Source organism: Mycolicibacterium llatzerense, assembly GCF_000878195.1.
Taxonomy (GTDB): Bacteria; Actinomycetota; Actinomycetes; order Mycobacteriales; family Mycobacteriaceae; genus Mycobacterium; species Mycobacterium llatzerense.
On sequence record NZ_JXST01000011.1, the window covers coordinates 72,059 to 89,847 of the forward strand.

The 17,789-nt window shown below is 65.8% G+C and carries 20 protein-coding genes; 10 read left to right on the forward strand and 10 right to left on the reverse strand.

Annotated elements, in window-relative coordinates; all coding sequences use genetic code 11:
- Window positions 1-122: 122 nt before the first annotated feature.
- A complete protein-coding gene (locus tag TL10_RS09900; RefSeq protein ID WP_043985517.1) occupies window positions 123-707 on the reverse strand; it encodes a TetR/AcrR family transcriptional regulator in 585 nt (194 codons plus the stop codon).
- Between the two features lie 94 nt (window positions 708-801).
- On the opposite strand from TL10_RS09900, the gene TL10_RS09905 reads away from it, so the two are divergent.
- Window positions 802-1,941: an acyl-CoA dehydrogenase family protein gene (locus TL10_RS09905; RefSeq protein WP_043985576.1), complete on the forward strand. Its 1,140-nt coding sequence runs from the start codon at window positions 802-804 to the stop codon at window positions 1,939-1,941.
- A gap of 12 nt (window positions 1,942-1,953) precedes the next feature.
- Here TL10_RS09905 and TL10_RS09910 read toward each other — a convergent pair whose 3' ends face one another.
- On the reverse strand, window positions 1,954-2,946 hold the full coding sequence (locus tag TL10_RS09910; protein ID WP_043985519.1) for an alpha/beta fold hydrolase: 993 nt from the start codon (window positions 2,944-2,946) through the stop codon (window positions 1,954-1,956).
- Window positions 2,947-3,135: 189 nt separating this feature from the next.
- Entirely contained in the window at window positions 3,136-3,900 is a 765-nt protein-coding gene (locus TL10_RS09915; protein WP_043985520.1) for an SDR family NAD(P)-dependent oxidoreductase, read from the reverse strand.
- A gap of 25 nt (window positions 3,901-3,925) precedes the next feature.
- Between TL10_RS09915 and TL10_RS09920 the strand changes: the two genes are divergently transcribed.
- Window positions 3,926-4,528 carry a TetR/AcrR family transcriptional regulator gene (locus tag TL10_RS09920; protein ID WP_043985521.1) on the forward strand — a complete coding sequence of 201 codons (603 nt, stop codon included), beginning with the start codon at window positions 3,926-3,928 and terminating at the stop codon, window positions 4,526-4,528.
- Here TL10_RS09920 and TL10_RS09925 read toward each other — a convergent pair whose 3' ends face one another.
- Window positions 4,529-4,996, reverse strand: coding sequence for a DUF1348 family protein (locus TL10_RS09925; RefSeq protein WP_192830207.1), 468 nt, complete (start codon window positions 4,994-4,996; stop codon window positions 4,529-4,531).
- A 183-nt stretch (window positions 4,997-5,179) separates the two neighbouring features.
- Between TL10_RS09925 and TL10_RS09930 the strand changes: the two genes are divergently transcribed.
- Together TL10_RS09930 and TL10_RS09935 are read left to right on the forward strand one after the other, a co-directional pair.
- On the forward strand, window positions 5,180-5,398 hold the full coding sequence (locus TL10_RS09930) for a three-helix bundle dimerization domain-containing protein (RefSeq protein WP_043391743.1): 219 nt from the start codon (window positions 5,180-5,182) through the stop codon (window positions 5,396-5,398).
- A 318-nt stretch (window positions 5,399-5,716) separates the two neighbouring features.
- Window positions 5,717-6,139 carry a hypothetical protein gene (locus TL10_RS09935; RefSeq protein WP_423136062.1) on the forward strand — a complete coding sequence of 141 codons (423 nt, stop codon included), beginning with the start codon at window positions 5,717-5,719 and terminating at the stop codon, window positions 6,137-6,139.
- Between the two features lie 324 nt (window positions 6,140-6,463).
- Here TL10_RS09935 and TL10_RS09940 read toward each other — a convergent pair whose 3' ends face one another.
- Window positions 6,464-7,261, reverse strand: coding sequence for a L,D-transpeptidase (locus TL10_RS09940; protein WP_043391739.1), 798 nt, complete (start codon window positions 7,259-7,261; stop codon window positions 6,464-6,466).
- Window positions 7,262-7,533: 272 nt separating this feature from the next.
- Between TL10_RS09940 and TL10_RS09945 the strand changes: the two genes are divergently transcribed.
- From TL10_RS09945 to TL10_RS09965, 5 genes are all read left to right on the forward strand, one after another.
- Window positions 7,534-9,015: an APC family permease gene (locus tag TL10_RS09945; RefSeq protein ID WP_043985523.1), complete on the forward strand. Its 1,482-nt coding sequence runs from the start codon at window positions 7,534-7,536 to the stop codon at window positions 9,013-9,015.
- Window positions 9,012-10,397, forward strand: coding sequence for an FAD-binding oxidoreductase (locus TL10_RS09950; RefSeq protein ID WP_043391734.1), 1,386 nt, complete (start codon window positions 9,012-9,014; stop codon window positions 10,395-10,397). The genes TL10_RS09945 and TL10_RS09950 overlap by 4 nt, the downstream gene beginning before the upstream one ends.
- A 302-nt stretch (window positions 10,398-10,699) precedes the next feature.
- Window positions 10,700-11,152 (forward strand): WS/DGAT domain-containing protein, encoded by a 453-nt coding sequence (locus TL10_RS09955; RefSeq protein WP_192830206.1) that lies wholly within the window; start codon window positions 10,700-10,702, stop codon window positions 11,150-11,152.
- A gap of 74 nt (window positions 11,153-11,226) precedes the next feature.
- Window positions 11,227-12,000 (forward strand): glucose 1-dehydrogenase, encoded by a 774-nt coding sequence (locus TL10_RS09960; protein ID WP_043391728.1) that lies wholly within the window; start codon window positions 11,227-11,229, stop codon window positions 11,998-12,000.
- 114 nt (window positions 12,001-12,114) lie between these two features.
- The gene (locus tag TL10_RS09965) at window positions 12,115-12,966 is read left to right on the forward strand and encodes a hypothetical protein (protein WP_043985525.1); all 852 of its coding nucleotides are present in this window, start codon (window positions 12,115-12,117) and stop codon (window positions 12,964-12,966) included.
- Here the strand turns inward: TL10_RS09965 and TL10_RS09970 are convergent.
- The 3 genes from TL10_RS09970 to TL10_RS09980 are packed head-to-tail and all read right to left on the reverse strand — an operon-like array spanning window position 12,963 to window position 16,140.
- Window positions 12,963-13,943, reverse strand: coding sequence for an amidohydrolase family protein (locus TL10_RS09970; protein WP_043391723.1), 981 nt, complete (start codon window positions 13,941-13,943; stop codon window positions 12,963-12,965). The two genes, TL10_RS09965 and TL10_RS09970, sit on opposite strands and share 4 nt — an antisense overlap.
- A gap of 14 nt (window positions 13,944-13,957) precedes the next feature.
- Complete coding sequence (locus TL10_RS09975; protein ID WP_043985526.1) at window positions 13,958-15,061, reverse strand: MBL fold metallo-hydrolase; 1,104 nt, start codon at window positions 15,059-15,061, stop codon at window positions 13,958-13,960.
- Window positions 15,062-15,111: 50 nt separating this feature from the next.
- Window positions 15,112-16,140: a glycoside hydrolase family 6 protein gene (locus TL10_RS09980; protein WP_231575502.1), complete on the reverse strand. Its 1,029-nt coding sequence runs from the start codon at window positions 16,138-16,140 to the stop codon at window positions 15,112-15,114.
- A gap of 170 nt (window positions 16,141-16,310) precedes the next feature.
- On the opposite strand from TL10_RS09980, the gene TL10_RS09985 reads away from it, so the two are divergent.
- Window positions 16,311-16,832, forward strand: a complete 522-nt coding sequence (locus TL10_RS09985; RefSeq protein WP_043391719.1) for a DUF302 domain-containing protein — start codon at window positions 16,311-16,313, stop codon at window positions 16,830-16,832.
- A gap of 126 nt (window positions 16,833-16,958) precedes the next feature.
- Here TL10_RS09985 and TL10_RS09990 read toward each other — a convergent pair whose 3' ends face one another.
- Together TL10_RS09990 and TL10_RS29530 are read right to left on the reverse strand one after the other, a co-directional pair.
- Window positions 16,959-17,228: a hypothetical protein gene (locus TL10_RS09990; RefSeq protein ID WP_043985527.1), complete on the reverse strand. Its 270-nt coding sequence runs from the start codon at window positions 17,226-17,228 to the stop codon at window positions 16,959-16,961.
- Window positions 17,229-17,303: 75 nt separating this feature from the next.
- Window positions 17,304-17,738, reverse strand: coding sequence for a DUF4189 domain-containing protein (locus TL10_RS29530; RefSeq protein WP_051954577.1), 435 nt, complete (start codon window positions 17,736-17,738; stop codon window positions 17,304-17,306).
- Window positions 17,739-17,789: the final 51 nt, after the last annotated feature.

The window sequence follows — 17,789 nt, forward strand, 5'->3', positions numbered from 1 at the left end:
GGCACCTTGAGAGCGGTTCTGCGGTCCACCGCACGAGGCTACTGATCTTGATGGGGCTATCGGGCCGTGCTTATCGAGTTGCAATCAACCAGTTGTCGGGCAGTGACGCTGAAGCCGACGGGTCAGGCGTTGATCCCAGCGGTGAGAATCGCGGCCAGCTCGCGATACGCGCTGGCATCGTCGAGTCCGGTACTCTCGCGGACCCGGCGCTGCTGGATGCGCACCATCATGGTCGATGCCAGGTCGGCGGCGAAAGCCGCATGGACATCGCGGAATTCGCCGCTCTCGACGCCGTCGGCGATCATCTCCTGCACCCGGCCGGCGGCGATCTGGGTGTTCTTCTCGTAGACGCTGCGAGCTGGGGCGAAGGCGTCGAGGTCTGCCATGAACTGGTCGGACGCGGCGTCCAGCACCGTCCCTACCGCCGACAGATAGGCCGTGATCCGGGCCCGGGCGCCATCGACTCCGGCCACGAGTCGCTCCACCTCGTCGGTCGCCTGGCGAAAGAACTGCACGGTCGCGGCGCTGACCAACTGTTCCTTGCTGCCGGCCAGGGTGTACAGCGTCGACTTCGAGCACCGCAGCCGCCCGGCGATGTCGTCGAGCGTGAGGTGCGCGAATCCCTCGTCGAGGAACAGCGTGATCAGGGCGTCGAACAGCTCGGTGCGTCGGCGGGTGCCGAATGCCGGGGACGTGCGCGCACTCACATCGGCATAGTACTGCGGACCCTTTACTCAGTACTACTCAAACAGTACTGTTTGAGGTAATTCAGTACTGTCTGACGTATTAGTGGAGTACCCGGTGCCTGTTGATCGCCTCTTGCCCAACGACGAAGCCCACGCGCTCATCGAACTCACCCGCGACATCGCCGACAAGGTGCTGGACCCCATCGTCGACCAGCACGAGAAGGACGAGACGTACCCCGACGGGGTGTTCCCCACCCTTGGCGAGGCCGGGCTGCTGAGCCTGCCGTACCCCGAGGAGTGGGGCGGCGGAGGCCAGCCCTACGAGGTCTACCTCCAGGTGCTCGAGGAGCTCGGGGCGCGGTGGGCTTCGGTGGCCATCGCGGTCAGCGTGCACAGCTTGTCGTGCCATCCGTTGATGACGTTCGGTACCGACGAGCAGCGGCAGCGCTGGCTGCCGGAGATGCTGAGCGGCACCCTGGTCGGCGCCTACAGCCTGTCCGAACCGCAGGCCGGTTCCGACGCCGCGGCGCTGGCCTGCAAGGCCGTTCCGTCCGACGACGGCTACCGCGTCACCGGCTCGAAAGCATGGATCACGCACGGCGGCTTGGCCGACTTCTACACCCTGTTCGCCCGCACCGGCGAAGGCTCCCAAGGCATCTCGTGCTTCCTGGTGCCGAAGGACACACCGGGACTGTCCTTCGGCCGGCCCGAGGAAAAGATGGGCCTGCACGCGGTCCCCACCACCTCCGCGCACTACGACGATGCTTTCCTGCCCGCCGAGCGCCTGATCGGCGCCGAAGGCCAGGGCCTGCCAATCGCGTTCAGCGCGCTCGATTCCGGCCGACTCGGTGTCGCCGCGGTCGCCGTCGGCCTGGCCCAGTCCGCGCTGGATCAGGCGGTGGCCTACGCCCAGGAACGAACGACGTTCGGCCGCAAGATCATCGATCACCAGGGCCTCGGCTTCCTGCTCGCCGACATGGCAGCGGCAGTTGACTCCGCACGGGCCACCTACCTGGATGCCGCCCGACGGCGCGATGCCGGGCTGCCGTACTCACGCAACGCCTCGGTGGCCAAACTGGTCGCCACCGACGCGGCCATGAAGGTCACCACCGACGCGGTCCAGGTACTCGGCGGTGCCGGCTACACCCGCGATTACCGCGTGGAGCGGTTCATGCGCGAAGCCAAGATCATGCAGATCTTCGAGGGCACCAACCAGATTCAGCGGTTGGTGATCAGCCGGAGCCTGGCGAAGTAGCCGTCCGCCGGACTACATCCGGCTGACGTCGATGATGGCGTTCGCGAATTGCGCGGGCGCCTCCTGCGGCACGTTGTGACCGATGCCGTCGAGGACACGGTGCTCGTACGCCGCGGTGTACATGGAGCGATATCCCGCGCCGTCTTTCGCCGCACCGTCGAAGTCGCTGCCGATCGTGATGGTGGGGACATGGATCAGCGGTTTGGTCTGCAGGCGTTGTTCGTCTGCGTCGTAACGACTTTCCCCCTCAGCGAGGCTGAGTCGCCAGCGGTAGTTGTGGATCACGATGGCGACGTGGTCCGGGTTGTCGAACGACCCGGCGCTCAGTCCGTAGGTCGCGTCGGTGAAGTGCCACAGCGGTGAGGCCTTCTCCCAGATCAGGCGATTGAACTCCTTGGTGTTCTTGCGGTAGCCGAGTTCACCGCGCGGCGTGGCGAAGTAGTACTGGTACCACCACCCCAGCTCGGCCTGCGGCTCCAGCGGCTGCAGGTTGGCCGCGCGATTGACCACGATGTACCCGCTGACCGCAACCAGACCGGCGACCCGCTGCGGCCACAGCGCGGCAACGGCATTCGCTGACCGTCCGCCCCAGTCGAAGCCGCCGAGGATCGCCCGCGGGATGTTCAGCGCGTCCATCAGGGCAATGACATCCGCGGCCAGCGCGGCTTGCTGCCCGTTCCGGACCGTCGTATCTGCCAGGAAGCGGGTCGATCCGAAGCCGCGCAGATACGGCACGATCACCCGGAAGCCCTGATCCGCCAGGAGCGCGGAAACGTCTGCGTAGCTGTGGATGTCGTAGGGCCAGCCGTGCAGCAGGATGACTGGCCGACCGTCCGCCGGCCCCGCTTCGACGTATCCGACGTTCAGGTCGCCGGCGCGAACCTGCTTGACCGCATTCAGGTTGTGCTCCGGTGCAGGCGGCGGCGTCGTCTTCACGGCCGCCGACTGCTCGGACGACGACCCACAGGCCGCCAGCGACGCGGCGCCGACCGCTGCCGTCGCCATCAAGCCGAACTGTCTTCTGCTGAAGCCGTTCACGGTTCGTCGTTCCTTCCAGAGCGTCTCGGTAGGCTGCCCACGATTCACCACCGCGGTGCACGGCACCTATCTCACCCGCCGTTGCGCATCGTGTCCAACGATAGATTTCGATGGCTGACATCTACTTCAGAGATGATGGCTGGTCACAGCGTTGCGTCAGACGGCCGCCCACCCACCGTCGACGCTGAGGACGGCGCCGTGGATGTTGGCGGCGTCATCACTGGCCAGGAACGCCACCGATGCGGCGACCTCCTCCGGTGTGCTCATCCGCCGAGAGGGCAACCGGTCCAGCACCGGTTTGATGTGGTCTGCGAACTCCTGTTGCCGCTCGGTTGCGATCGGCCCCGGGGCCACCGCGTTGACCCGAACTCCGAACGGTCCGTACTCGTCGGCCCAGGATGTGGTGAGCGAATGGATCGCCGCCTTGTTGGAGTTGTAGATCGCCGACCCGCTTGCCCCACGCAGCCCGGTGATCGATCCGATGTTCACCACGGCACCGCCACCAGCACGCACCATCGCCGGGGCGATCACACCGGTGAGCAGGAATGGCGCAAAGACGTTGACCTCGAACGCCTCTCGCAGCACCGCGGGCGCAATGTCACCCGTCGGGGTCGGCATCAGCAGCGTGGCGGCGTTGTTCACCAGGATGTCAAGGCGCCCACCCACCGCCTCCGTGGCGCGTTCGGCGAGGTCGCGGATCGCGTCGTCACCACCCGCCAGGTCTGCCGCGACGAACGACGCGTCGCCGCCGGAAACACGGATAGCCGTCACCAGCTCGGCACCGCGTTCTGCGTTCCGGCCGCTGACCACGACATGTGCGCCTTCCTGGGCCAGCCTGCGTGCGATGGCTGTTCCGAGTCCTCCGGTGGAACCCGTGACAAGTGCTGTGCGGCCGGACAATCGCGTATGTTCTGGACTCATGAGTCCACATGCTGCACGGGACAAAATGGACCTGCAAGTCCAGAAACTGACGGCCAAGGGGCAGGCCACCCGCGCCCGGATCGTCGACGGCGCCGCAGCCGAAATCCGGGAACGCGGCGTCGCGCAGACCACCATCGAAGACGTGATGGCACGTACCCGAACCTCGAAAAGCCAGATTTTCCATTACTTTCCGCACGGCAAAGACCAGCTGCTGCTCGCCGTCGCAACCCTCGAATCGCAGCGGGTACTCGACGACCAGCAGCCCCACCTCAGCTCCCTCACCTCGTGGGCCGCCTGGCAACGCTGGCGGGACATCGTGGTCGAGCGGTACCGCCGACAGGGCCAGAACTGCCCGATCGCCGTGCTGATGTCCGAGATCGGACGCACCAGTAGCGGCGCGCAGGCCGTCACCACCGAACTTATCGACTCATGGCGGGGCGCCATCGCCGCCGGCATCACCGCAATGCAGCAACAGGAGAGGATCGCCGGCACCGTCGACCCCGAGCGCGCGGCGGCCGCGCTGCTGGCCGGCATCCAGGGCGGCGTCGGGATCATGCTCGCGACCGGCGACCTCACCTATCTGGAGGCCGCCCTGGACGAGGGCATCGGAGCGCTGCGACAGCGATAGCTATTGCAGCGGAATGTCGTGCCCCGGACCGCGTTCCGACTCCGGCCGCACGCCGAACCACCGTCGCTCCGCTTCGGTGATCTGCAGATCGTTGATGCTGGCCTCCCGGCGCCGCATGAGCCCGTTGTCGTCGAACTCCCACAGCTCATTGCCGTAGCTGCGCCACCACTGCCCGTCGTGGTCGTGCCATTCGTATTGAAAGCGGACCGCCATGCGGTTCCCCCGGAAACCCCACAGGCTCTTGCGGAGCACGTAGTCGAGTTCACGTTCCCACTTGGCCGTCAGGAACTCCACGATGGCCGCGCGGCCCGTCACGAACGTGTCGCGGTTACGCCATACCGAGTCCGGTGTGTACGCGGTGGCCACCAGCTCGGGATTGCGGGTATTCCACGCATCCTCGGCCGCTTGCACCTTCGTCAGCGCCGACATTTCGTCGAACGGCGGGAAGGGTGGTCGGGACTCCGGGATGCCGGACATGGGCGAGCCTCTCGTCAGGTGAAGGGCGGGACCCAACGGCCCGCCGCCCTTCACAACCGTAGGAGCACCGTCGACATTTCCTGCGGCTCACACGTCACCCGTAGTTGTTAGTTCGCCTACACGTCACCCCATCTGCGTTGACAGCTGTCAACGCCGCCGAGAAGGATCGACGGCGTGTCCGCCAAGACTGAAGAACAGGTATTCAACGAAATTGAGAGCCGCCTGACGGCCAAGTTTGCGGACCTGCCTCCGGCTCGCGTGACTACCGTCATCGACGGCGCGCGCGAGCAGTTCGCCGGCAGCACGATTCGGGACTTCGTACCGCTCCTCGTCGAGCGACGTGCCGACGACGAGTTGACCAGGCTCTTGGCCGACAGCTCCGACGCCCGGTAACTTCCTCACTCGGCATGGCGCCGAGTTTGCTGGCGCCACAACGGGTTCCAGTACCAACCCGTTACCCTCTGAGACCTTTCTGTGAGGACTTTGAGGCGATTGAAACGGTGCGGTCACGGTCGCAGCTCAGTCCCATGTCGAGCGCGCATCCGATTGAGAACATGTCTTGAACCGGCCTCCCGCGGTGCCCTACGGTTCAGCTGCGCAAATTTTCGGCGCTGGTAATTTAAGGGCACGTTCAAGGAGACGCCGGTGATGATCAGCTTTGGTCGAATCGCTGTGAAAGTAGTTGCCAGCGCCGGTGTGTGCGCTGCCGCCGTGGCCGTGAGCCCGACTGCAGCGGCAGTCCCACTCAAGACTGGCGGATACGCGTGCGACACGGGCGCCGCAGCGCCTGCAGCCGGGGCACCCGCCGCGGCAGCAGCTGCCGCGCCCTGCGCCGCCCCCGCCGTCGAATCGTCGGGCATCATCGGCCCCCTGGCCGCCGCTCCGGTGGTCCCGGCCGCGGTCCCGCCGGTTCCTGCGGTGGTCCCGCCGGTCCCGGTAGGCGTGCCTCCGGTCGTGCCGCCCATCCCCGCCGGCTTGCCGCTCGGCGCCCCGATCCCGATCGCCGCGGCTCCCGCCGCGATCCCGATGGACATGGGCGGCATCGCCGACGGCAAGGAAGCCCGCACCCTACGTCCCGTCGACGCCGGCGGCCCGACCCCGAACCTGCCGACCCAGCCGGGCCCGCAGAACTGAACCATCTAGCTGCACAACCGCTTTCACCGAAGCACCCGAGCCCTCGCGGCTCGGGTGCTTCGTGCGTTGTGGGGGTTGACCCTGTATTCAGGGTGAACTTGTGCGAGTGACGAGCACCGTGGACTCAAGGTCAACAGTCACCCCACGTTGACCCTGTACTGAGGGCGAACTTGTGCGAGTGACGACCGCCGTGGCCTCAGGGTCAACCGACGGCGGCAGCCCACACCCAGTGACCCTGTACTCAGGGCGCACTTGTGCGAGCGACGACCGCCGTGGCCTCAGGGTCAACGCGGCGCGAGAGTGCGAATTGTCCTGCGGCGCAGGCTATGGCTCGATGATGACGGGATCGCCGACGTTGACGGTGTTGAAGTACCACTCGGCTCCCGCGGGCGCCAAACCAATACAACCGTGGCTGACGTTCTCGAAGCCCATCGACTCGACGGCCCAGGGCGCCGAATGCACGAACAGCCCGCGTTGGCTGATCCGTACCGCGAACTCGACCTCCGTCATGTACCCGTCCGGATGATCGACGGGAATGCCAACGCTGCTCGAATCCATAAGTACATTGCGGTCTTTCGCCAAGACGGTGTACTTGCCAGGCGGTGTCTCGTACTCCGGCCGACCCATGGTCGCCAACAGCACGCCCGACTCGCCGAGATGCGGAAGATGGTGCGGCGCCGGCATGTCCGGCGGAGTCTGACCGTCGATCGTGACGGTGAAGGTGTGATCGGCGACGTGAGCCGTCCCGATGACCGCCGGGCCCGTCGTCAACGCCATCGGCTGACCGCCGACCGTCAACTTGATCGTGCTGTGCGCGGGCCAGAAACCGTCTGGAACCCATTGCACCACTTTGTTATCCAGCCATTCAAACTTGCCCGTCATCGCGGGTGTCGATGTCACGTCCAGCGCCAGCTCGGCGGCCGCACGGTTGGTGATCGGCCGCTTGAACGTCACCACGATCGGGTGTGCGACGCCCACCGGAACGCCCTGCGTCGGCTGCGTCGACTCGATGATCGAGCCCAGTGGCAGTCGAATGCCTGCCGTCTCGATACCGAGCGCGCCGCCAGTGGTGGTCGTGGCGACCACGACCACGGCAAGGACACCGTGTACAAACACCCGCATCTATCCGACCCCTTCGTGCGCTGGCCGCATGGTTGAACTCCGTCATGGTATGGGCCGACGAACGCCGAAATCCGTACGGCGCGTCAATATTTCGGTCAAAGATTCGTCACGGATTGGCTACCCGATGTCACGGAATGTGACGACGATCGAGATGCCGGCCAGCGGGACGCGCGCCACCGGCGACCGGCAATACCTGCCGACATCTGCGGTTTCCCGACATCCAAGGTTGACGAGGACGACAATTACGGCCGGCGCCACGGAAGGGGCAACCCATGACAACCGAGCGAGTAGCGGTCCAGACCGCAGCCGACGAAGAATGTGTCGACTGCGGATACACACCAGAGCTGAAACGGACCCTCGGCGGCTTTCAGGTCTTCGCGGTCTCGTTCGCCTTCAAGTCGGTGGCGGTCGGCATATTCGGCACCTACGACGACCTCCTCAGTACTTCGGGCCCAGTGGGCATCTGGCTGTGGGTGCTGGTCGCCGTCGGACAGACTCTGGTGGCCCTCGTGGTCGCACAGTTCGCCGCCCGCATCGCGCTCAGCGGATCGTCGTATCAGTGGGCGTCGCGGTTGGCCAATCCAAAAGTCGGCTGGTTGTTCGGCTGGCTGTCGTTCTGGTACCTCGCGATAGCGGTGGTGGCCGTGGACAACGCGTTGGCCAGCCAGGCCGTCATGCCGCTACTCGGCATGTCCGCCAACGAAGACACCGCACGAGTGATCACGGTGGCGGTGTTGATCGCGCAGACGATCCTGGTCATCGCCTCCACTCGCCTGCTCGGCCTGATCACCTCCGGCGCGGTGGGACTGGAACTCGCCATCATCGTGCTGATCGTGGTCGCGCTGGGGATCGTCATGGCCATCACCGGCGACAGCAATGTCGACAACCTGACCAGCCGTGGAATCGCGTCGTCTTCCCCCGACTACTTCGCGGTCGGCGGCGGGTTGATGGCCGGCATGGTCATGGGGCTCACCACGCTTGTCGGTTTCGACTCGGCCGCGAACCTGGCCGAGGAGGCCAAGGATCCGTTCCGGAGCGTGCCGCGCGCCATCGTGGCGTCGGTCATTGCGGCGGGTGTGGCCGGTCTGGTGTTCCTCATCGCCCTGACCATCGCGATCAAGGACGTCGGCGCGGTGAGCCACAGTGGTGCGCCGGTGGCCATGATCGTCCGCGAGCAGCTCGGATCCTTCACCGAACGAATCCTGTTGGCAGGCATTGCCTTTGCCATGTTCGGTGCCGGCATGGTGGTGATGGCGGCGTGTTCGAGGCAGGTTTTCGCGATGGCACGTGACGACCGCTTCCCCGCCCACGCGCTGATGCGTCGGGTCAATCCACGCACCCAGACACCGGTTCCCGCGACCTTGCTGATTCTGATCGTCGGGGTGGTGCTGATGGTGACCTTGCGCGGCGGGGCGCTCATCCAGCTGATCATTGCGTCGACGATCCTGCCGGCGCTGATCTACGGAGCCATCGTCGTGCTGTACCTCGCCGTCCGGAAACGTCTGGAGCACAAGGAAGGTGGGTTTGGGCTGGGCCGCTTCGAACTGCCCGTCGCCGCCGTCGCACTGATCTGGGTGGTCTTCGCACTCTTCGTTCTCGTGACACCCGAATCCGCGCGGGTACCCAGCTTCATCGTGCTCGGCCTCATCGCCGTCGGCCTCGGATACTTCGTCAAGATGTTGGTCTTCAATCGCGAGGTGCTCGACACCGAGCCCGGTATCGACGAATTCGCCGTGGCAGCGGCCGACCGATGATCCCGTTGTCGTCCCGACCGGGGACGCTCACCGGACGGGTGGTGTGCGCGGATGACGCCGAATACGCCACAGCGTGCGCCGGATACAATCTGCTCTACACCAACCGGCCCGCGGCCATCGTATTTGCCAGGGAAACAACAGATGTCGTCAACGCTTTGGCGTGGGCACGCCACCACGGTATGCCGGTCCGCGCGCGCAGCGGACGGCACTGCCTCGAAGGTTGGTCCACCGTCGACGACGGTCTGGTGATCGACGTCAGCGAGATCAAGTCGGTGACCGTCGACGCCGCGGCCAGGACCGCCACGGTCGGCGCCGGTCTCAATCAGTCCGAGACGGTCGCCGCACTGGGCGAGGCCGGCTTCGCCACCGCGACCGGAACCGAGGGCACCGTCGGGCTGGTCGGCGCGACGCTCGGCGGCGGCTTCGGGCTACTTACCCGGGCCTTCGGGATGGCGTGCGACAACCTGGTCGCCGCCGAGGTCGTCGTCGCCTCAGGTACCGGCGGCGCCGAGTCGGTTACCGCGGACCTGAACTCCAACCCGGATCTGTTGTGGGCCCTCCGGGGCGCCGGCAACGGCAATTTCGGCATCGTGACGTCACTGACCTACGCGATTCATCCACTGGCACAGACCATTTACATCGTCGCCAAGTGGTCCGGACTCGACGACCTGCCGGCGGTTTTCCAGGCATGGCAACACTGCGCACCATTCCTGGATCATCGCCTCACCACTCAATTGGAGATCCTGCGTGACCAGATTTCGATGATCGGCGTCCTCGTGTCCGGTTCGGAGACCGAGGCGCTGCAGATCCTGGCGCCGATCCTGTCTGTGGGCACACCCCGCGTCGAGGCGACGGCCGCGGATTGGGCCGGCACGTACGCCGGTTTTCAGATACCCGCCGAAGACGAAGCCGCGAATTGGAAGTTCTTGTCACAGTTCATCTCTCAGCCTTTTCCGCCCGAGGCCGTGCAGGTCATCGGCACCTACATGGCGGCTGCGCCCACCTCCACCTGCAACTACTTCACCAATGCGCTGGGTGGCGCAGTCACTATCAGCGAGCCACGCGGCGGCGCGGCCTACGCTCACCGCAACGCCCTCTTCTACGCCGAACCCGGCGCGGGGTGGGGCGTTCGCGGCGACATTCCCGCATCCGTTGACCCACTGACGGCGACCTGCCTGACCTGGATCGCCAAGTTCGGAGAAGCCTTGCAGCCCTTCACAACCGGCGCCTACACCAATGTCCCCAACGCCGGGATGCCCGACTGGGAGCATGCGTATTGGGGAGCAAATGTCGACCGGCTGCGTGCCATCAAGGCCAAGTACGATCCGGAAAATACATTCCAGTTCGAGCAGGGCATCACCCCCGCGAAAGCGCATTCATGATATTTCTCGCGAGCAGACATAAAGCTGACGTTTTCCACACGAATGCGATAGTTCTACGTCGTTCCGACAATTGCAGAAAAAGTGCAACAACCAACTCGGTTCACTTGGCAGCGACCCGCTGAATAGTGGAGAACCGCTGATAGGCGGCGAGTTTCAATCTCGCTGACTGGGAAGTAGCAATTGTAAAGCCCGCCCGTGTCGATACGTTATTGCCGCCACACGTCCGTGGTATCGCGAGGGGAGTTTTCGGTGAAGCGCTTGTCCGGCATGGATGCCATGTTCTTGTCCATGGAGGGCACCGAATGGCCTCAGCACACGCTGGGGTTGATGATTCTGGACCCCAGCGACGCATGCTGAACCTGGTGTTCAAGGGCTTCCGCGCCGCCAAGCTCGAGGACAAGCTGCCGCTGGCCAGCAACCTCATCGTCTCGAACGTGCCCGGGCCGCAGCTCCAGCTGTACATGGCCGGCGCCAAGATCGAGCACATCGTGCCCGTCGGTCCACTCACCGTCGGCATGGGCATCAACGTCACCGTCTTCAGCTACGACGGCAACGTCGACGTCGGTATTCAGGCTGATCCGGACCTCGTCGAGGACCCTTGGGAGATCCTCGATGGCGCCAAGGCCGAACTCGACCGGCTGCTCGCCGCATCCGGCTGGGTGGCGCCCGCACCGAAGACGGACGCTCCGGCCGCCAAGCAAAAAGCAGACGCCGCAGTCCCACCGGGTGGGAGTTCTTCCGGCAGCGCCGAATAGATGTGATTGCCTGCACACGAGGGCGGACGCGACAGCGATCCGCGCCCTGACGACATCGAAAGGAAGTTGCTGCGATGGCAGATTCGGATAGCTTGTCGGACGTGGTGGCGATCGTCACCGGTGGCTCACGCGGTCTCGGCGCGTCGATGGCTCGGCACATCGTGGCCGGCGGCGGCAAGGTCGTCATCGCTGACGTTCTCGACGACGAGGGCAAGCAGCTGGCGACCGAACTCGGGGACGCGGCCCGGTACGCGCACCTCGACGTCACCGACCGCGCCCAGTGGGACACCGCCGTCGCACTGTCGGTCGCCGAGTTCGGCAAGATCACCGGTCTGGTCAACAACGCGGGCATCTCCACCGGCCAGTTCATCGAGCACGAGCCGCTGGATCACTTCCGCACCGTGCTCGACGTCAACCTGGTCGGCGTCTTCAACGGCATCCAGGCCGTCATCGCGCCGATGCGTGCTGCCGGCGGCGGTTCCATCGTCAACATCTCGTCGGCCGCCGGCCTGATGGGCCTGGCCCTGACCGCCGGCTACGGCGCCTCCAAGTGGGCGGTGCGTGGCCTCAGCAAGATCGCCGCCGTCGAACTGGGCACCGACCGGATCCGGGTCAACTCGGTGCATCCCGGCATGACCTACACGCCGATGACCGCGCAAGTCGGCATCTTGCAGGGCGAGGGCAACTACCCCAACACCCCGATGGGTCGCGTCGGCGAGGCTGACGAGATCGCCGGCGCCGTGACCTACCTGCTCTCCCGCGCCGCCTCGTACGTCACCGGCGCCGAGATCGCGGTCGACGGCGGCTGGACCACGGGCCCCACCGTCAAGTACGTGATGGGTCAATAGCTCGCGGAATTCTGGGCCATCGCTTCCGGGAGTCGCCGGGCACCGCCTAGTCCGGTATCCCGGTCAGCGGCACACACCGCGTCCCGACGGTTGACGCAGTAGCGATGATTGATCATGGCAAACTCCGGACCGTTCCCGTCCTGGGACTCGCTCCCCAACTGGGATGCGTTCAAGCCGCTGGACGCACTGTCGTCGTTCTTGTCATCGACCGCTGGCAGCGCGCTCACCAGCGGGCCGGCCGGGGCCTACAAGAGTCTGTTCGACACGTTGCGCAAACAGGTCGTCGGCCGCCAGATGACCGTCAAGCTCAAGTCCGGCGAGATGACGCTGACGGTCACCGCGATCGACGCCTATCTCGACATGCGCAGTCTGTCGGTCGGACAACTGGGCGACGTCTCCATCTCGGCGTCCGAGATCGTTTGGAACGGATGGCAATTCGACAAGACCACTGCCGTCCTGCACAACGTGCACATCAAACCCAGCAACACGCCGGTGCTGGTTGCGGCACCGCTCGACCTGACCATCGAAATTTCCACCACGGCGCTCGACAAGATGATCGACAAGGCGTCGTCGCTGCTGGGTCGTGCCGCGCCGGGGCTGCTCGGCCAGATCGACACCGATGGGGTCGCTCAAATCCGTTGGGCCAGAATGCCTGACATCGGTCACCTCGAGGTCGACGCGACCATCGACGGGTCGACGCTGTTGATCAAACCGAAAATGGTCGCGCTGCGCAAAGCCCGGTGGCACCTGCCGAACCGCTTGCCTGCCTACCGGATTCAGCTGCCGAAGCTGCCCCGCGAACTCACACCGACGTCCGTCAGCTTCAGTCCGGAAACCTTGCAGCTGACCGGCCGGATGCCGCAGTGGCGGGTCGAGGTGCCGCGGCGGCGGATCGAAGAGGCCATCAGCCAACTCAACCAGGTGGGCAAGTCGCTCAACCTGAGCCGGCTGGGCCGCGCGCTCTAGCCGCCGATTGCCGGGATGCGATCTCCGAAGAGCCGCAACGCATTCTCGTAGCCCACCTTACGCCGGTCCGGCTCGTCCATCGGATACGACGCCAGGAAGTTCGCCCCATCGACATTGTCGTCCATCGGATAATCCACCGAGAACATGACGCGGTCGGCGCCCATGACCGACAACGTGCATGCCATGGCCGGCGGCGAGAAGTTGCCGCTCGTGGTGAAGTAGAAGTTGTTCCGCAGGTACTCCGACGGCAGCTTCTCCAAGTGGCCGCCCGAGCCGCCCAGCCCGTAGTAGCGATCGGTACGAAAAGCCGTGAACGGCAACATCTCTCCGAGATGACCGAGGATCATCTGCAGGTTCGGGTGGCGGTCGAACAGCCCCGAGTAGATCAGCCGCAGCGCGTGCGTGCCCGCTTCGACGGCGAACCCCCACGACGCCAAGTGCAGACCCTGGTCGACGTACGGCGCGAACCAGGCATCCATCACCGCCGGGTGCGGGGTGGTCGGATGCAGATAGAGCGGGACACCGAGCGTCTCAGCGGCGGCGAACAGCGGCTCATAGGCGGGGTCGTCCAGGTAGCGGCCGTGGGTGTGGCCGTTGATGAGGGCGCCCACCAGTCCGAGATCGACGACGGCCCTTTGTAATTCGGCCACCGCCGCCTCGGGATCCTGGGTGGCGAGCGTGGCGAAGCCTCCGAACCGGTTGGGGTACTGGCGCACGGTCTCGGCAAGATCGTCGTTGGCGCGGCGCGCGTAGTCGACTGCGAGCGCGGCGTCGTCGTATTCCTGCACGCCCGGGTCGAACAGCGACAGGATCTGGAAGTCGATGCCGGCGGTGTCCATCTGCTCCAGCCGGAGCGGCCCGCGATCGTAGAGCCGGTCAAAGCCGGTTCGGTTGTTGGACTCCAGCCACGTCGCGACCACGTTGCCGTCGCTCACCGGATTCCAGGCGTAGTGCTCTTCCAGCGCGATCAGATGCATAGGCCGAGGATAGGTCAGAGAGCGAACACTTGGCCGTCGCGCGCGACGGTGATCTTGCCCTGGTAACGGCTGCCGATCGCGTCTCGCCACTTCGAGTCGGGCAGGTCGGTGGGCGAATAGTGGCTCAACACAACATGCTTGGCGCCCGCGGCTGCCGCGACTTCACCGACCTGCTCGGCGGAGGTGTGCGAACGGACCAGATATCCCGGTGGGAACCTGCTGTTGTTACCGCCGTCGGCCAGGCTGAACTGCGCCTCATGCACCAGGATGTCGGTGCCCTGCGCCAGCGCGATCAGATTGTCGGACTTGGTCGTGTCGCCCGAGAAGGTCACCGACACACCAGATTTCACCAGTTCGAACCGGAAGGCGAAGGCCGGGTACACGTCGTAGTGGCTCACCAGGGTCGCGGTGACCCGCACGTTGTCGTCCACCATCACCGGGAATGGGTCGGTGCGCGGCGACCTGTTCCGGTAGTCCGACCCGGGCGGCACGACGACTTCGTTCACGTTGACCAAGCTTTGGATGTCGTCGGTGCCCATGTCCCGGATGAAGATGTTGCTGGTGTAGGCGAAAGCCCGGTGCAACGCGTCGGTCATGGCCGCGATCCCCGGCGTGGGGCTGGCCGGCTCGACGGTCGGTGGGTTGGGGTTGCCGACCTCGCTGGGCGGCAGACCACCGGCCGGGCCGGGCCCGTACACCGTCACCGCGCCCTTGCCCGGCGAGGCGGTGTAGCCGCCGGACAGGAAGAAGCTGTAGTAGTCGACGATGTGATCGGTGTGCAGGTGCGTGATGAAGAGGCTGCGCAGCTGGTCGAACCTCAGGCCCGCATTGGTGAATGCGTTCAAAGAGCCCAAGCCACAGTCGATTTGATAGACGTCGTCACCGATCTTGAGCGCCGACGAGATACCCGTCCGGTTGGGCACAGGCGGCGGACCCGCCTGCACCCCGAGCGTGATCAGTGCGTTCTGCGGCAGCTCACTACCCCGCGGCTCGGCTGAACTGCCCGCCGACGTCGCCAGTGCGGCGCCGCCGAGCAGTGCGGACACCGAGGCGGTAATCGCGGTCCGCCGGGAGATCGCGTCGACGCTGTCGGCGCAGTCAGGGCCACACCCATGCATGACCGCAAGGTATCGCCCTTTCGCCGAAACCGCGGTCCCGGCGCGCGGAATCAGTGCGCCGCGTTGCGAGCCAGGTCGATGGCGTACGACCGCACGAAGGTGCCCGCGCCGGGCTCCCCACGGCCGCACGACCCGTCGGACTCTCCGACCCGCTTGACCCACAGGTACGCGTCGGCGTGTGCGCCGGCGGTATCGGTGGTCGGCGCGGCACCCAGTGCACGGCCATCGGGGTTGCACCAGTACATCGGGTCGCCCTCGGCCGGCCCGGCGCCGTTGCGCGAGGTGTCGATGACGTAGTGCGCGCCGTTGGTCAGTCCGGAGATCGCCTCGCCGTAGCCGATTTCCTCACCGGTGGTGAAGTAGTTCGTCGTGTTGAGGCTGAAACCACGCGCCTTCGCGACACCGACGTCGTTGAGCCGCGAGGCCATCGTCTCGGCGCTGACCCAGCGCGAGTGTCCGGCGTCGATGTAGACCGCCGCGGCCGGGTCGCGGGTCAGGGTGTCGACCGCGTAGCGGATCAGGTCGAAACGCTCCTGACGCTGACCCGCGGACAGGCAATCGGCCATGGCGAGGGCGTCGGGTTCGACGATGATCGCCGCGGGCGAGCCACCCAGGCCAGCCGCGACGCTGTCGATCCAGCCCCGGTAGCTGTCGGCCGATCCGAAGCCGCCCGCGGCGTAGCTGCCACAGTCGCGGTGCGGGATGCCGTACAGAACGAGCACCGGCGTGGCGCCCGCGGCGTTCGCGGCACCGGTGAGCCCGGCGACGGTGCCGCCGACCGTGGAGGCGGGGAACGCCTGATCCAGCCAGTAGGCCTGCGGCGTATTTGCGATGGCGGTGAGCTCGGCGCTGGGCGGGTCGGCGTGGTCCGCGGCAAGCTTGGCCTTCGAGATCGGGTCCGCGTAGAAGGGCCGGCCGGCCAGCGGGTTGCCGCCATCGACCAGCCGGATCGCCGGGGCGTCGGCGCGCGGAGCCGGATCGACGGACAGGCCCACGCTCGTGACGGCGGCAACAGCGAGGAAAGGAGCAGTCCAGCGGGCAACAACGCCAACAGCTGAGGAGATCACCTCAAGGAAAATAGTTCGAGTTGGTCAATAAGCGCCAATCGGGGGCCAAAGTTGGTGTGCGAGTGATCGATGTGGCGACTTGCCACGCCTACTCGCCTGCAAGGTGACCCGCATCCTGACCCCGCGAACACCAGGATCATCTCGGCCTTCCTGCGCGCCTCCGACAGTCGGAGTATGTGTGTATGGCGACAAGTGAGGCTCACGAGCTCCCCTTCAGCGGGGTCCGGGTGCGGTTCGACAGTGACAAGACGTTCGACGAACTGAGTGCCGACTTGCTGGCCGATATCGGTACCGGGCCCGCGCAGATAACGGATCTCCAGGCGTTGGCAGATCGCGACTGGAACGCGTTCGCGGCAGACGTCCAGCGCCAGGCCGGGCCGAGCGGTTTCATGTTGATGCACCTGATCGACCACGGTTCCTGGCTCCCAGCAGCCGGCGTAGAACGCAAGGCCCTCCGCGTCATACTCGGCAATCCGCTCATCGCCATCACCATGATTCGTCACGACCTCACAGCCGGGCTGTTCGCTCCTGTGGAGGTTCTTCTGACGAAAGAGGACGACAACCGGAGCGCCCTGACCTACGTCAAGCCGTCGACGCTGATGGTGGTCGAGGAAAACCCGCCGCTGCTGGCGGCGGCACTTGTGTTGGACGACAAACTCGCCGCCCTGGCCAAGAAGGTCGCGAGCACCGACGACGCTGGATGAGCTCGGCCGGCGGGTCGGCGCTCCCTCATCACTCCCGATCTGAGGTCGTCAGCTTTCGCTTTCCTTGACGTCAAGGAAAGCCTGACGGCTCCCGACGAAACATGTCGACGGAGAGCTGCGCTCGATCTAGCGGTGCCCGCCACCGCCGCCACCCCAGTGGTTGATCACGCCCGCGCCGGGATAGAGGTACCACTCGTCGTCGCCGAACGGGAACTCGTCGTTGTCCGCGATGACCGACGGCGACGCGGCCGGCACCGAAGTTGCACCGCCGACTTCGCTGCCCTGGCAGACGGTGGCTGACGGGTCGCAGATGTCGGCCTGCGCGGCCGGGGCGACAAGGATGCCCGCCGCCACACCTGCCGCAGCGAAAAGCGCCGCCCTCTTCTTGAGATCCATGGCGGTTCCTTCCCCATCAGAAGCTGTTGGGACGAAGCTACCGTCACCCGACCAAGTTTGTGCGCTGCCGCTCGGTCAGTGCTGGGTACCCAGCGAGCAGAACGACAGGACGACGGTGGCACCGAACGATGTCGACAACCGGGCTTTCGTCTCAGCCTCTTGCTGCGTCTGAGCCACGCCGGTGCCCCACATGAGGCTGTGGTTGAACGGGTTGGGACTCGTCGCGAGCGCGGCGCACTCGTTGTCTCCCCACACCACGATCCGGCAGTCGGTACCACCCTTGTTGAGGCAGTAGCCCACGGCGTCGTACTTGGCCTGGTTGGCGTCCAACAGGCTCTGGGTGTAACCCCACTGCCCGGTCGCAGGTGAGAAAGCGATGGCGAGATAGCGGTTGACGGCGGCCGTGGCCGGACCGGCGGAACCGAGCGCACCGGCGATGGCACCGGCAGCGACCAGGGCAGCTGCGGCGGCTGACCGGCGCCGTACCGAGGGGACGAGCTTGGTGGTCATGGCGTTCTCCTTAGCTGATCGGTGCCTCTGTAGGCCCCGTTCACTACCTAG

Bases quoted from the DNA above. Each gene is read 5' to 3' on its own strand.
- TL10_RS09910 (WP_043985519.1), bottom strand. From the start codon at position 2,946: ATGGCGACGGCAGCGGTCGGCGCCGCGTCGCTGGCGGCCTGTGGGTCG.
- TL10_RS09915 (WP_043985520.1), bottom strand. From the start codon at position 3,900: ATGAGTCCAGAACATACGCGATTGTCCGGCCGCACAGCACTTGTCACG.
- TL10_RS09920 (WP_043985521.1), top strand. From the start codon at position 3,926: ATGGACCTGCAAGTCCAGAAACTGACGGCCAAGGGGCAGGCCACCCGC.
- TL10_RS09940 (WP_043391739.1), bottom strand. From the start codon at position 7,261: ATGCGGGTGTTTGTACACGGTGTCCTTGCCGTGGTCGTGGTCGCCACG.
- TL10_RS09945 (WP_043985523.1), top strand. From the start codon at position 7,534: ATGACAACCGAGCGAGTAGCGGTCCAGACCGCAGCCGACGAAGAATGT.
- TL10_RS09950 (WP_043391734.1), top strand. From the start codon at position 9,012: ATGATCCCGTTGTCGTCCCGACCGGGGACGCTCACCGGACGGGTGGTG.
- TL10_RS09955 (WP_192830206.1), top strand. From the start codon at position 10,700: ATGGCCTCAGCACACGCTGGGGTTGATGATTCTGGACCCCAGCGACGC.
- TL10_RS09960 (WP_043391728.1), top strand. From the start codon at position 11,227: ATGGCAGATTCGGATAGCTTGTCGGACGTGGTGGCGATCGTCACCGGT.
- TL10_RS09965 (WP_043985525.1), top strand. From the start codon at position 12,115: ATGGCAAACTCCGGACCGTTCCCGTCCTGGGACTCGCTCCCCAACTGG.
- TL10_RS09970 (WP_043391723.1), bottom strand. From the start codon at position 13,943: ATGCATCTGATCGCGCTGGAAGAGCACTACGCCTGGAATCCGGTGAGC.
- TL10_RS09975 (WP_043985526.1), bottom strand. From the start codon at position 15,061: ATGCATGGGTGTGGCCCTGACTGCGCCGACAGCGTCGACGCGATCTCC.
- TL10_RS09985 (WP_043391719.1), top strand. From the start codon at position 16,311: ATGGCGACAAGTGAGGCTCACGAGCTCCCCTTCAGCGGGGTCCGGGTG.
- TL10_RS09990 (WP_043985527.1), bottom strand. From the start codon at position 17,228: ATGGATCTCAAGAAGAGGGCGGCGCTTTTCGCTGCGGCAGGTGTGGCG.
- TL10_RS29530 (WP_051954577.1), bottom strand. From the start codon at position 17,738: ATGACCACCAAGCTCGTCCCCTCGGTACGGCGCCGGTCAGCCGCCGCA.